Here is a 12,948-nt window from a genome sequence, read left to right as displayed (position 1 = left end):
CTGCTGCTCGAATTAGAAGCTGGTGCCGCCGCCGAACCGGAATTCCTGCGTACGGTCGTTCTTGCCCTTGGTGAGCGGCACGGCGTAGTCGAAGCGCAGCGGTCCGAATGGCGACTGCCAGATCAGGCCGACACCAACTGACGAGCGGACGACATTGCCGTTGTCATACACCAGGCCGGTACACGTTCCAGGCGAGGCCGGGTTGACGGTCGACGGCGTACAAGTCGAGTTCCTGGTCGTGGTCATTTCGTTGGTCACCGACCACGTCGTCGGTCCCTGATAGTCGTAGAGACCACCGGCGTCGGCGTAGACCGCACCCTTCAGACCCACTTCCTTCGGCAGGAACCAGAACGGCATCTGCAATTCGAGCGAAGCGCCCCAATATTTGGTGCCGCCCAGCGCGTCCCGCGAGCCGTAGGGATTCAGATCCCGCGGACCGATGCCGTTCGGAGCAAAGCCGCGGACCAGGTTCGGGCCCATCTGGAAATGGTCGAGCATGCGCAGGTCATCGCTGCCGATCTTGTTCAGGATGCCGGTCTGCAAATGGACCAGGCCGACAACGTCCGCGACCAGCGGAGCGTAGTACTTCGCATCGACAACGGACTTCAGGTAGGACACGTCGCCGCCGACGCCGGCAAAATCCTGCCGGAAATCGACGAGCAGACCGTCGGTGGGGTTCTTGTTGTTGTCCAGGGTGTTGTAGGTCAGCGTGTAGCCGAGCGCCGAGGTCAGCGTCTTGCCGTTCGCAAGTTCCCTGCGCACCGGCAGCGAGGCTTCGCCGTCACTGTAGCAGCCGAGGCCGTTGGTCGAGGGATCCAGCGGAATACCACTCGCCGCCGAGAAAGCCGGGCTCGGATTGAATGCCGACGAGCCGACAACGTTGTTACAGTTCGCCAGATAGCTCGGCAGCGTGATTTCCTGCTGGTAGACCGAGTAGCGCAGCTGGAGCGCCAGATCTTCACGCAGGCTGAAGCCGAGGCGCGGGCTGAAGCCCAGCGTCTTGGTACCGTACGAGATGTAGCTGTTGGACAGCTGCTGGCGCTGATAGAGGTCGAGGCCCAGCGCGACCCGGTAGTCGAGCAAATACGGCTCGACGAACGACAGCGAATAGCCGCGCGCATACTGGCCGTAGGTCACCGAGGCCTTGGCGAACAGGCCGCGGCCCAGCAGGTTGCGTTCGGAGATCGAGACTTCGGCGAGCGCACCGTCGGTGGTGGAGTAGCCGCCCGAAACCGAGAAGTCGCCGGTCGACTTCTCGTCGAGATCGACGACCAGAACCACGCGGTCGCTGGAGGAGCCCGGCTCCGTCGTGATCTTCACGGTCTTGAAGTAGTCCAGATTCTTCAGGCGCCGCTCGGCACGGTCGACCAGCGCGCGGTTGTAGGCGTCGCCCTCGGAGATGTCGAATTCGCGCCGGATCACGTAATCGCGCGTGCGGGTGTTGCCGCGGATGTTGATGCGCTCGATATAGGTGCGCGGGCCCTCGTCGATATTGAAGACCACCGTCACGGTATGGGCTTCGAAATTGCGGTCACCACCGGGACGAACCACGGCGAAGGCATAGCCGCGCCGCGAGGCCTCGATCTGCATCTCCTCGACCGATTTCTCGACCGATTCGACGTTGTAGAGCGAACCGGCGTGGACGCGCGAATAGGCGCGCATCGACGTGGGATCGAAGTTCGGAATGCTGGAGCGGAAGTCGACCGCGCCGACACGGTATTGCTGTCCCTCCTCGATCTTGAAGGTGACGAGGAAGCCCTTTTTCTCCGGGTCATATTCGGTGAGCGCGGCCACGACCTGAACGTCGGCGAAGCCGTTCTTGAGATAGAATCGGCGGAGCAAGTCGCGGTCGGCCTCGACCCGATCCGGATCGTAGACGTCGCCGCTGCCGAGGAAGCTCAGCAAATTCGTTTCATGCGTCTTGATGACGTCCCTGAGCCGGTAGGACGAGAACGCATTGTTGCCGATGAAGTCGATCGACTTGACGCCGGTCTTGGCGCCCTCCTCGACCGTGAAGACGAGATCGACGCGGTTGTTCGGCTGCTCGATGATCTCGGGCGTGACGCGCACGTCGTAGCGGCCCGAGCGGCGATAGATTTCGGCAATTCGCAGCGTGTCGGACTGCACCATGGCGCGGGAGAAGGTGCCGCGCGCCTTCGACTGGATTTCAGCCGTAAGCTGCTCGTCCTTGATCTTCTTGTTGCCCTCGAAGGCAATACGCCCGATCACCGGGTTTTCCACCACGGAGACGATGATCTGGCCGCCGGCGCCGCGATTGATCCTCACGTCCTGGAACAGGCCGGTCTCGATCAGCCGCTTCAGGCCGTCATCGATCGCGCCCTGATCAAGGCGGCCACCCGGGCCCGGGTTGAAATAGGAGCGGATGGTCTCCACCTCGACACGGCGATTTCCCTCGACCGAAATCGACTGAACGGTCTGAGCGAGCGCAGACGAAGACACAAAAACAGCCCCAATCGGGGCAACCACCGGCGCGCCGAACATGATCAGGGTGGCAAGCAAGCCGCCCCGGAGTCGCAGACCAAACTTCATGCGCAACGCGCCCTTATCATTCCGTACCAGACCCAACCCCAAAGCCAGTCTGGAGATTCCCCAAAGTTCAAGCCGCTTGTAGCCAATTTCCCCGACGTCGCAAACGGTTGAGCGCGCCGTAATTTCAATTTCAATCCAAGACGTTGCTGATCAGCAACGTCACAAAAAAGCCGTATCAGGACGCCGCCATTCGCAAGATATCGTTGTAGGTTGCGAACACCATCAGCATCAGCACCAGACCCAGTCCGATTCGGAACCCCATCTCCTGCGTCCGCTCGGACAGGGGCCGGCCCCGAACCACTTCGGCTGCATAGAACATAAGGTGACCGCCATCGAGCAGCGGGATCGGGAACAGATTCAACAGCCCGATCGAGACCGACAGCACCGCGCAGAGATTGATCACGAACTGGAACCCGGCGCTGGCCGCCTGCCCCGACATCTTTGCGATGCCGAGGACGCCGCTGACCTCGTTGGGATTGCCCGTTCCCACGAACAGCGAGCCGAGGAACTTGAAGGTGCTGGTGATGATGAACCAGACCTGCTCGCCCCCAATCTTCAACGCCTCGCCGACGCCGACTGGCGCGGTCGAGGCCTCGCCGGCCTGGGACTTGTGCTCGACGCCGAGCACGCCGAGGCGATGGCTGTTGCCGAACGGGTCCTTGCGCTCCAGCAGCGCCGGCGTCGCCGTCAGCGAAACCACCGCGCCGTCCCGTTTCACCTGGAAGGTAAGCGCCGAACCAGCGTTCATCGCAACGATTCGCTGCATGTCGGCAAAGCTCTCGATCGGCTTGCCGTCGATCTGCACGACAACGTCTCCGACCTTGAAACCGGCCGTGGCGGCAACGCCATCGGCGACAACGCCGTCCACGCGCGCGATCGTGCTCGGCTTGCCGTAGTACAGCGCCATGCCGGCGAAGATCAGCGCGCCGAGGATGAAATTGGCGATCGGACCGGCGGCGACGATGGCGGCGCGCGGGCCGACCTTCTTGTGGTGGAAGCTACCGGCCCGCTCCTCGGCGGTCATGGCCGCGAGCGCCTCGGGAGATGGCGTCGACGCCTCGCTCTCGTCACCGAAAAACTTGACGTAGCCGCCGAGCGGGATCGCCGAGATCTTCCAACGGGTGCCGTGGCGGTCGTTGAAACCGGCCAGTTCAGGGCCGAAGCCGAGAGAAAAGGTTAACACTCGAACGCCCGCCCAGCGCGCGACCAGAAAATGGCCGAGCTCGTGGAAGAACACGACGATGGTCAGGACGAACAGGAAGGGAACCGCGTAGCCGATGAGCCCATGGCTCAACGTATTGAAACTATGGAAGAAAAAGTCAAACATCGATATCCCTCATCCAGCGCCGCAAGGCCCTGGCCCCGAACCACCTAGGATGCCTTTAAGGCAATTTGAGGCAATAGGGCGGCAGCTCTATTTCGCGCAACATGGTCAACAGAAATGGCGTCGTCGGCCGAGGTCAGCGGCGCCTGGTTCCCGGTGCGGATCCAGTCGTCCAGCGTCGCCTCCACCAGCCGCGCAATCGCGCCGAATCGTATCTGGTCGGCGATGAAGGCGGCGACCGCGACCTCGTTGGCGGCGTTGTAGACGGTGGTCGCTCCCTTCCCGGTCCGAAGCGCATCGTAGGCCAGGCGGAGCCCCGGGAATCGCTCGAAATCCGGCGCCTCGAAGGTCAATTGGCCGATCTTGGCCAGATCGAGCTTGGCCGCAGGCCCGTTGATGCGGTCGGGCCAGCCGAGGCAGTGCGCGATGGGCGTACGCATGTCGGGCGCGCCGAGCTGAGCCACGACCGAACGGTCGGAAAATTCGACCATGCCATGGATGATTGACTGCGGATGAACCAGCACGTCGATCTCGTCCGGCGTCAGCGCGAACAGATAGGACGCCTCGATCACCTCGAGCCCCTTGTTCATCATCGAGGCGGAATCGATCGTAATCTTCTGGCCCATGCTCCAGTTCGGATGCTTCAGCGCCTGGGCGAGCGTGGCCTGCTCGATATCTGCGCTCTTCCACGTCCGGAACGGTCCGCCCGAGGCGGTGATGATGACGCGGACCAGTTCGTCGCGATTGCCTGAGCTGAGCGCCTGAAACAGAGCATTGTGCTCGGAATCGGCCGGCAGGATGCAGGCGCCCGCCTTCGCCGCGCGCTGCATGAAGAAGTCGCCGGCGCAGACTAGGCACTCCTTGTTGGCCAGCGCGACGTGCGCGCCACGATCGACCGCGGCCAATGCCGGCTTCAGTCCGGCCGCGCCGCTGACCGCGGCCATCACCCAGTCGGCCGGCCGCGCGCCGGCCTCGATCACCGCGCTTTCGCCGGCGCCGCATTCGGTGCTCGTTCCCGCAAGCGCGGCCTTGAGTTCGGCGAGCTTGGAGGTATCGGCGATCGCGACGAAGCGCGCGGAAAATTCTTTCGCGAGATTTGCCAGCGCTTCGACATTGCCGTTCGCCGTCAACGCCTCGACGCGGTAGCGCTCGGGAGAAGCGCGCAGCAGGTCCATCGTGCTGTCGCCGATCGAGCCGGTGGCGCCGAGAACCGTGACGCTACGGACGCTAGACGCCGCAGCCTTGTTATTACGCAATGGGACCGCGCTCATATTCTCACCAAACCATAAGACCGCTTCCGGCGCTATGCACACCATGGCGGAGGAAGCCGATAATCCATGCCACCAGGATGGCGACGACAAATCCGTCCAGGCGATCCATAAGCCCGCCATGGCCGGGAATTAAGTGACTGGAATCCTTGACATCGAAGCGCCGCTTCACCCCGGATTCGAAGAGATCGCCAGCTTGTGAGACCACCGACAGGATGGCGCTGAGAAGCAGCAGTGGAATTGCCTTTCCGAGCCCGCAGGCGGCAAAGCCGGCCGCCACCGCAAGGCTCGCCGCAAAGCCGCCGAACGCGCCGGCCCAGGTCTTCTTCGGGCTTACGCGCGGCCAAAGCTTCGGCCCGCCAATGCCGCGGCCGGCGAAATAACCGCCGATATCGGTGGCCCATACCACGAGCAGCACGAACATCAACGCGGCGAAGCCGTGCACGGGGTCCTGCCGCACCAGGATCGAGGCGAGCAGCGCAGCCGATGCATAGGCAAAGCCCGAGGCGGCCCAGACAAACTTGCCCCGCGCAACCGCCGCAACGATCGCGCCACCAACAAGCCCGGTGATCACGGCAGTCTTGAGCGCACCGAAGGCGATGCAGAACCCCATGATGGCCAGGACGATCGTCCCGGACGCGGTCAGCGCGGCCGAGCCCGCGCCCACCACCATCAGCCATTCCGCGAACAGGCCGATCGACACCAGGGTCACCAGAAACGCCCAAAGCCAGCCGCCCGCATAAGCAAGCGCAATGGCGAGCGGCGCCAGCACGACCGCCGCGAGAACTCGCATCACGAGATTGCTGGCCGGCGCAGCGCCCGCCGGTGCGGCGTCGGGATCGCTCACGATGCGGTTTTCGCGACGAGGCCGCCGAAACGGCGTTCGCGCCTGGCAAATTCGGCGATCGCACCTTCCAGCGCCGCCTTGTCGAAATCGGGCCAGTGGATCGGCACGAACACGAGCTCGCTATAGGCGGCCTGCCACATCAGGAAGTTGGACAGGCGCTGCTCGCCCGAGGTGCGGATGATGAGGTCGGGATCTGGGATCTCGGGCGCATCGAGATGGGCCCCGAGCGTCTCAGCGTCAATCGTGCCAGGATCGCGCCTGCCCTCGGCGACCTCGCGCGCGAGCTTCTGCGCCGCCTTCGCGATCTCCTGCCGCGAGCCGTAGTTGAAGGCGACGACGAGCGTGAGGCGCGTGTTGCCGCGTGTCAGCTCCTCGGCCTCGTTCAGGAGCCCGCGGATGTCGCCCTCGAGCCCGTCCCGCTCGCCGATGATGCGCACTTTGACGCCATCGCGATGCAGGCTCGCAAGGTCGTTGCGGATGAAGCGCCGCAGCAGGCCGAAGAGATCGCCGATCTCGCTCGCCGGGCGCGACCAGTTCTCGGAGCTGAAGGAGAAGATGGTGAGGTAACGGATGCCGAGCTCGTGCGAGGCGCGAACCACGCGGCGCAGGGCCGCAACGCCGCGGCGATGGCCTTCGGCCCGCGGCAGGCCGCGCGCGGCTGCCCAACGCCCATTGCCATCCATGATGATGGCGACATGCGCAGGCGCGTCGGACCGGTCGGGTCCCTCCGTAGCGGGCGCGGCGGCGTTGGACATAAAGGCGGCCCTAAAGCATGACCCGGAAAAGTGCGAAGCGATTCTCCGAAAAGATCATGCGCGAACAATTAACCTGAAGCGCGATGAACACTTCATCGCGCTTCAGACGGTGAGGATTTCTTTTTCCTTGGCGGCCAGCAACTGGTCGATCTCGACGATGGTGCTGTCGGTCGCCTTCTGCACGTCGCCGGCGAGACGCTCCTGGTCGTCCTCGGACATCTCGTGGTTCTTTTCGAGCTTCTTCAAAACATCGAGGCCGTCGCGGCGGACATGGCGCGCGGCGACCTTGGCAGCTTCGGCGTATTTGTGCGCGACTTTGACCAACTCCTTGCGCCGCTCCTCGTTGAGCTCGGGAATGCGTAGGCGCAGCACCTGTCCCTCAGTCGCGGGTGACAGGCCGAGATTGGAATCGACGATTGCCTTTTCGACCGCCTTGACCATCGACTTATCCCAGACCTGGACCGAGATCAGCCGCGGCTCCGGCACGCTGACGGTGGCAAGCTGGTTGAGCGGCATGTGGCTGCCGTAAGCCTCGACCTGGACCGGGTCCAGCATCGATGCCGACGCGCGTCCCGTGCGCAAGCCACCGAGTTCGTGCTTGAGGGACTGGATGGCGCCCTGCATGCGGCGCTTCAGTTCGTTCATGTCGAAATTACCCGTGGGCATCACGTTTCTCCTTCATAATCCCGGCCAGAACCCCGGCCAAAATTCCGGCGACGTCTCCGCGCCCTTCCCTCAAGGCGCGACCGATGAGCCGTCAGCCGGCGACGATGGTTCCGTGGCCGCCGCCACGCAGAATCGCGCCGATCGAACCCGGCTCCGCGATCGAGAACACGATGATAGGCAGCGACGTCTCGCGGGCAAGCGCAAAGGCGGTCGCATCCATCACCTTGTAGTCCCCTTCGATGGCCTGCGAATGCGTCAGCCGGTCGAACCTCTTGGCGGTCGGATCCTTCTTCGGGTCGGCCGAGTAGACGCCATCGACATTGGTCGCCTTGAGCACCGCCTGGGCGCCGATCTCTGCGGCGCGCAGCACCGCAGTCGTGTCGGTGGTGAAGAACGGATTGCCGGTCCCGCCACCGAGCAGCACGATTCGGCCCTCGGCGAGGTATTTGTGTGCCGCCGCGCGGGTGAACAGTTCGGAAATCTCGGGCATGACGAAAGCCGACAGCGTCCGCGCCGGCGTGCCTTTGCGCTCGATCGCCGACTCCAGCGCGAGGCAGTTCATTATGGTGGCGAGCATGCCCATGGTGTCGCCGGTCGGGCGCGACACGCCACGGGAGGAGACCTCGACGCCGCGCACGATATTGCCGCCGCCGATCACGACAGCCACCTCGGTGCCGAGATGACGGGCGGCGATCAGATCATCCGCGACCCGGTCGATGGTCGGCTGATCGATGCCAAAACCCTGCTGTCCCGCGAGATATTCGCCGGACAGCTTGATCACGACGCGACGATAGACCGGATCAGTCATGAGCACTTTCCTCGTCCGGGCGCCGCTTCCGGCGGCACGCCGGAAGGAAGTTTCCGGCGCTTACTTCTTGCCGCTGGCGGCGGCGACTTCGGCCGCGAAGTCGTTTTCCTGCTTCTCGATTCCCTCGCCGAGAGCATAGCGCACGAAGCCCGCGATCTTCACGGGGCCGCCGACCTTGCCCTCAGCCTCCTTCAGCGCCTGCGCCACCGACTTGCCGGTGTCGTGGATGAAGGCCTGCTCGAGCAGGCAGACTTCCTTGTAATAGGTCTTGAGGCCGGACTCGACGATCTTCTCGATCACGTTCTCCGGCTTGCCCTGCTGGCGATACTTGTCCGCGAGCACGTCCTTTTCGCGCTTGACGACGGCCGGATCGAGGCCGGACGGATCGAGCGCGAGCGGGTTGGCGGCCGCGACATGCATCGCGATCTGGCGGCCGAGCGCTGCGAGCTCGTCGGCCTTGCCGGGCGATTCCAGCGCGACGATCACGCCCATCTTGCCGGCGCCGTCGATGACCGCGCCGTGAACGTAGCTCGACACCACGCCCTGGCTCACTTCGAGCGAAGCGGCGCGGCGCAGCGTCATGTTCTCGCCGATGGTGGCGATCGCGTCATTGATGTCGGTTTCCACCGTGACGTCGCCGACCTTGGCGGCCTTGATCTTCTCGACATCGGCACCGACGTCGAACGCGACCTGGGCGATCATCTTGACCAGGCCCTGGAACTGGCCGTTGCGCGCGACGAAGTCGGTCTCGGAGTTGACCTCGACCACGACGCCCTTGCTGCCCTTGGTGAGCGCGCCGATCAGGCCCTCGGCCGCGACGCGGCCCGACTTCTTGGCGGCCTTGGACAGGCCCTTCTTGCGCAGCCAATCCTGCGCCGATTCCATATCGCCGCTGGTCTCGGTGAGCGCAGCCTTGCAGTCCATCATGCCCGCGCCGGTGGATTCGCGCAGGTCCTTGACCATCGCCGCTGTGATCGTTGCCATCGTTGAAAATCCTTTTTGCCTGCCGGTTTGCCGCGGCGTGGCATCGAAGCGCCCGCCGCGGTCCATCTCAGGAATTCGCGTCAACTGAAATGGTGGCCGGATCGTGTCCGGCCAACCCGTCGCTGCTTTTGACTATTCCGCTTCCGCGGTCAGCGCCTTGGCCTTGGCCACCCAGGCGTCCGCACGGCTCGGCAGTCCGACTTCTTCGCCGATCTTGTGGGCGGTGTCGTGGTCGAGCTCGGCGAGCTGCCAGAAGTGGAAGATGCCGAGGTCGTTGAACTTCTTCTCGATCGCACCCGACACGCCCGGGAGCTTCTTGAGGTCGTCGGCGGTGCCACGCGGACCGGCAAGGCCCTGGAAGCCGCTCGATGCGGGCGGCAGCTCTTCGGCGACGACCGGCTCGGCCGACGCGCCGACGTCGATGCCGGAATCGCCCTGGGCACGCCCGATGCCGTCGATCGCCGCGCGCGCGATGAGATCGCAATACAGCGCGATCGCGCGGCCGGCGTCGTCATTGCCCGGCACCACATAGGTGATGCCCTTCGGGTCCGAATTGGTGTCGACGATCGCGGCGACCGGGATGTTGAGCCGCTGGGCTTCCTGGATCGCGATGTCTTCCTTGTTGGTGTCGATCACGAAGATCAGGTCGGGCAGACCGCCCATGTCCTTGATGCCGCCGAGCGAGCGGTCGAGCTTGTCGCGCTCGCGCTGAAGCGTCAGGCGCTCCTTCTTGGTGTAGGCGTTGGCATCGCCGCCGGCCAGCACCTCGTCGAGGTGGCGCAAGCGCTTGATCGAGGCCGAGATCGTCTTCCAGTTGGTCAGCGTACCGCCGAGCCAGCGCGAATTGACGAAGTACTGCGCGCAGCGCTTGGCCGCGTCGGCAACACCGTCCTGCGCCTGGCGCTTGGTGCCGACGAACAGAATACGGCCGCCCTTGGCGACGGTGTCGCTGACCGCCTGCAAGGCGTGATGCAGCAACGGCACGGTCTGGGCGAGATCGACGATGTGGATGTTGTTGCGGCTGCCGAAAATGAACGGCGCCATTTTCGGATTCCAGCGGTGAGACTGGTGACCAAAGTGCACGCCAGCTTCGAGCAGCTGACGCATAGTGAAATCGGGTAGTGCCATCGTTCTAATTCTCCGGTTGGTTCCTCCGGAAGCGTGTGAGCAAAACGGAGCGTTGTCGCCCCGGCTGCCACCGGACGGCCTTGTGAGCCATGCTTCCGTGTGAGATGGCGCGGTGTATAGCGCGATTTCGGCCAGAAGCAAGGAAATAAGGGGCCTTTCGGGGGCGTTTGTCGCCCGCAAAAGGCCCATTCCGCGAATACCGCCCGGTGGCCTAGCACTTGGGCTGGTTAGGCGGGCATTTCTTGGCCGCGGGGGCCGGCGGCGGCGGTGCGGCGCGCGGTGGTTCGGGCCTCACCTGCTGCCGCGCCACTGGCGGTGGCGGCGGAGGAGTCGACGGTTTGACCGAGCTCACGGCCGGCTTGGCGGTCGCAGACGCTGGAGGCGGCGCGACGGCGTGGCCTGGTCCAGGCAGCCTGCCAGGGGTCGGCGGCGTTGCGGTGGCTGGCGCCGCAGCGGTCGGTGCCGGCGCAATTGGCGCGGGCTTGCCGCCAGGAGCTTGGCCACCGGGAGCCTGACCACCAGACGTCTGGGCCGGGGACGGCGGCGGACCGGTTCGACCGGGCACCGGCGGCGTTCCATGCGCACCGGGAACCGGAAGTGCGTGCGCGTTCGGCTGCCCTGGCGCAGGAGCCGCTGCGGGCGCGTTGGCCTGCGCCGGCGGCGCGTTGGCCGCAGGCGCGGTTGCCGTCGGGGCCGGCTTGCCATTCGGAGCTGCGGCCGAAGGCGGCGTCGGCCCTACCCCTGGAGGTGCCAGCGTACCGGGCGCTGGCAGCGTGTGGGCCTGCGGCAGCTTCTGTTGGCCCGGCATCGGCGCGCCGGGTGCGACGGCAGCCGGCGTCGCGGGCCGCGCCGCCGGATTGATCGCGGCGCTCGGTGGCATCGGCGCCTTGCCCTGCTGGATCAGGGCGGCACGCTGCACCACTGCCTGCGGCACCGCCGGACCTACCGGGTTGGCGCGGCCGGCGACGGCCGGGGCCAGATTGCCCGGTCCGGGGCCCGGCCCTGCCGGCGGTGCCGGCGGCCGGTTGATCACGGTGTTGATGACCGTCGTATTATGGATGTTCTGATAGATGATGTTGTTCGGCGGCGGCGCGACATAGAGCGGCGGCCTGACGAACACCGGGATCGGCACGAACACCGGCTGCGGAAGCACGAACAGGCCATCCACGGGCAGCGGCGGCGGCAGCACGATGAAGTCCGGCGGCGGCGGCGGCAGATAGTACACTGGCGGCGGCGGCGGCGGTGCGAAGTCGAACACGGGATCGCCGAACAGAAGCACGGGACGGTCGACATAGACGACCTCCTCCGGCGGCGGCGGCGGCACGTCATAGTCGATCATCGCAAAGCTCGGTGGCGGCTCGACCGGCGCGGTCAGGATCGCGAGACGCCGGTGCGCGTCGGCCGCATGCGGACCGCGCGGATAGCGGCGCAGATACGACCAATAGGCCTCCGGCGTGTCGTTCCGATAGGTCCGCCGCCAGGTGATCGCCTCGCGCCGCGCCGCAACGATCGCCATGACGCGCTTCGACAGGGGATCATTCGGATAGGCGGCGAGAAACTCTTCGTAGACCGGCAGCGTGTCGCGCTCGAGCGCGGCCGCATAGGCATCCTGCGCGCCGAGATCCCGGATCGGCTTGTTGCGGATCGCCGCGACCTGGTCCGGCGTGGACTGCGGCGGCGGCGCATCGGGCCCGCGCTCGAAGAATGAGAATTGCGCGGTGACCTTCTGCTCGTTCCAGGGCACCTGCGCGCCCTTGCTGGCCTCGTTGACGCGCAGGCGAACGCGGTCGAACACCTGCGGCAACGATAGGCCGCCGGTGCGGATCATCTCGGCCAGCGACTGCGCATAGATGCCGTAAGGTCCGGGCTCTTCAGGCGCGACGGTGCCGGGCGCCGCGTTGAAGGCGATCAGCATATTCGCGTCGGGCTCGACCAGCGCCAGCCCGCTCGCGATCTGCTGGCCGCCCTCGATGAAGGGCTGCGCGCGCGCCGCATCGAGCACGACGATGTTGGCCTTGAGCGGAAGGGCGGCGAGCTGGCGGAGATAATCGCTGACGCGCAAGCCTTCGGTCGGAACGTCGGTGTCGCGCGCGATGTTGGAATCAACCGGGATGAAATAGTTCTCGCCGGCGAGCTGGATGCCGTAGCCGGCCATATAGATCATCGCGACGGTGCCCGGGCCCGAGGCCTGCGCCTTCTGGATGAAATCGCGAAAACTCTTGCGCAGCGTGTCGCCGTCGAGATCGCGTGCTCCGACCACGTCGAAGCCCGCCGCCTGCAGCGTCTGCGCGATCAGGCCGGCATCGTTCGCCGTCGTCGCCAGCGCGGACTTGGCATAGGCGCCGTTGCCGACCACGAGCGCGATGCGCTTTTCCTGCTGCTGGGCGCGCGCCGGCGCGAGCGCGCCTGCGGCAAGAAGCAGGATCGGCAAGAGGAAGCAGAGGAAAGCCTTGTAAGTCCCACGCATGGCTTGCTTGCCCAGTTCTATTGTTGAGGTGCCACCACGCATGAAACGCGCAGCCGGCTGAACGGCAGTTGAACGAGAGGCTGGGATTGAGGCGGCGGCATGACCAGCTCGCTCCCCTCGTCAGCTTCAAGTCAGCCTCACGAGCGCAAGG

At 65.3% G+C, this 12,948-nt stretch carries 10 protein-coding genes; all 10 read right to left on the bottom strand.

Annotated elements, in window-relative coordinates; genetic code table 11:
* Positions 1–12 precede the first annotated feature (12 nt).
* The gene (bamA, locus tag IVA82_RS17745) at positions 13–2,550 is read right to left on the bottom strand and encodes an outer membrane protein assembly factor BamA (protein ID WP_247389165.1); all 2,538 of its coding nucleotides are present in this window, start codon (positions 2,548–2,550) and stop codon (positions 13–15) included.
* A 175-nt stretch (positions 2,551–2,725) separates the two neighbouring features.
* Positions 2,726–3,877: an RIP metalloprotease RseP gene (gene rseP, locus IVA82_RS17740; protein ID WP_247389166.1), complete on the bottom strand. Its 1,152-nt coding sequence runs from the start codon at positions 3,875–3,877 to the stop codon at positions 2,726–2,728.
* Between the two features lie 44 nt (positions 3,878–3,921).
* Positions 3,922–5,145 (bottom strand): 1-deoxy-D-xylulose-5-phosphate reductoisomerase, encoded by a 1,224-nt coding sequence (gene dxr, locus IVA82_RS17735; RefSeq protein WP_247389167.1) that lies wholly within the window; start codon positions 5,143–5,145, stop codon positions 3,922–3,924.
* 4 nt (positions 5,146–5,149) lie between these two features.
* Positions 5,150–5,989 (bottom strand): phosphatidate cytidylyltransferase, encoded by an 840-nt coding sequence (locus IVA82_RS17730; RefSeq protein ID WP_247389168.1) that lies wholly within the window; start codon positions 5,987–5,989, stop codon positions 5,150–5,152.
* Positions 5,986–6,744: an isoprenyl transferase gene (locus IVA82_RS17725; RefSeq protein ID WP_247389169.1), complete on the bottom strand. Its 759-nt coding sequence runs from the start codon at positions 6,742–6,744 to the stop codon at positions 5,986–5,988. The genes IVA82_RS17730 and IVA82_RS17725 overlap by 4 nt, the downstream gene beginning before the upstream one ends.
* A gap of 102 nt (positions 6,745–6,846) precedes the next feature.
* On the bottom strand, positions 6,847–7,410 hold the full coding sequence (gene frr / locus IVA82_RS17720) for a ribosome recycling factor (protein ID WP_247389170.1): 564 nt from the start codon (positions 7,408–7,410) through the stop codon (positions 6,847–6,849).
* 91 nt (positions 7,411–7,501) lie between these two features.
* The gene (gene pyrH, locus IVA82_RS17715; RefSeq protein ID WP_247389171.1) at positions 7,502–8,218 is read right to left on the bottom strand and encodes a UMP kinase; all 717 of its coding nucleotides are present in this window, start codon (positions 8,216–8,218) and stop codon (positions 7,502–7,504) included.
* A 60-nt stretch (positions 8,219–8,278) separates the two neighbouring features.
* The gene (tsf, locus tag IVA82_RS17710; protein WP_247389172.1) at positions 8,279–9,202 is read right to left on the bottom strand and encodes a translation elongation factor Ts; all 924 of its coding nucleotides are present in this window, start codon (positions 9,200–9,202) and stop codon (positions 8,279–8,281) included.
* Between the two features lie 132 nt (positions 9,203–9,334).
* Positions 9,335–10,330, bottom strand: coding sequence for a 30S ribosomal protein S2 (locus IVA82_RS17705; protein WP_247389173.1), 996 nt, complete (start codon positions 10,328–10,330; stop codon positions 9,335–9,337).
* Between the two features lie 211 nt (positions 10,331–10,541).
* The gene (locus IVA82_RS17700) at positions 10,542–12,797 is read right to left on the bottom strand and encodes a caspase domain-containing protein (protein ID WP_247493438.1); all 2,256 of its coding nucleotides are present in this window, start codon (positions 12,795–12,797) and stop codon (positions 10,542–10,544) included.
* Positions 12,798–12,948 lie beyond the last annotated feature (151 nt).

The sequence above is a fragment of the Bradyrhizobium sp. 142 genome (assembly GCF_023074015.1).
Taxonomy (GTDB): domain Bacteria; phylum Pseudomonadota; class Alphaproteobacteria; order Rhizobiales; family Xanthobacteraceae; genus Bradyrhizobium.
The sequence above is the reverse complement of the archived record's forward strand: the minus strand, read 5'-3'. Positions and strand labels throughout refer to the sequence as shown.

What these genes read in the sequence shown, in the direction of transcription:
- dxr (WP_247389167.1), bottom strand. Translation starts at nt 5,145, where the DNA reads ATGAGCGCGGTCCCATTGCGTAATAACAAGGCTGCGGCGTCTAGCGTC.
- tsf (WP_247389172.1), bottom strand. Translation starts at nt 9,202, where the DNA reads ATGGCAACGATCACAGCGGCGATGGTCAAGGACCTGCGCGAATCCACC.
- IVA82_RS17725 (WP_247389169.1), bottom strand. Translation starts at nt 6,744, where the DNA reads ATGTCCAACGCCGCCGCGCCCGCTACGGAGGGACCCGACCGGTCCGAC.
- pyrH (WP_247389171.1), bottom strand. Translation starts at nt 8,218, where the DNA reads ATGACTGATCCGGTCTATCGTCGCGTCGTGATCAAGCTGTCCGGCGAA.
- IVA82_RS17700 (WP_247493438.1), bottom strand. Translation starts at nt 12,797, where the DNA reads ATGCGTGGGACTTACAAGGCTTTCCTCTGCTTCCTCTTGCCGATCCTG.
- rseP (WP_247389166.1), bottom strand. Translation starts at nt 3,877, where the DNA reads ATGTTTGACTTTTTCTTCCATAGTTTCAATACGTTGAGCCATGGGCTC.
- frr (WP_247389170.1), bottom strand. Translation starts at nt 7,410, where the DNA reads ATGCCCACGGGTAATTTCGACATGAACGAACTGAAGCGCCGCATGCAG.
- bamA (WP_247389165.1), bottom strand. Translation starts at nt 2,550, where the DNA reads ATGAAGTTTGGTCTGCGACTCCGGGGCGGCTTGCTTGCCACCCTGATC.
- IVA82_RS17705 (WP_247389173.1), bottom strand. Translation starts at nt 10,330, where the DNA reads ATGGCACTACCCGATTTCACTATGCGTCAGCTGCTCGAAGCTGGCGTG.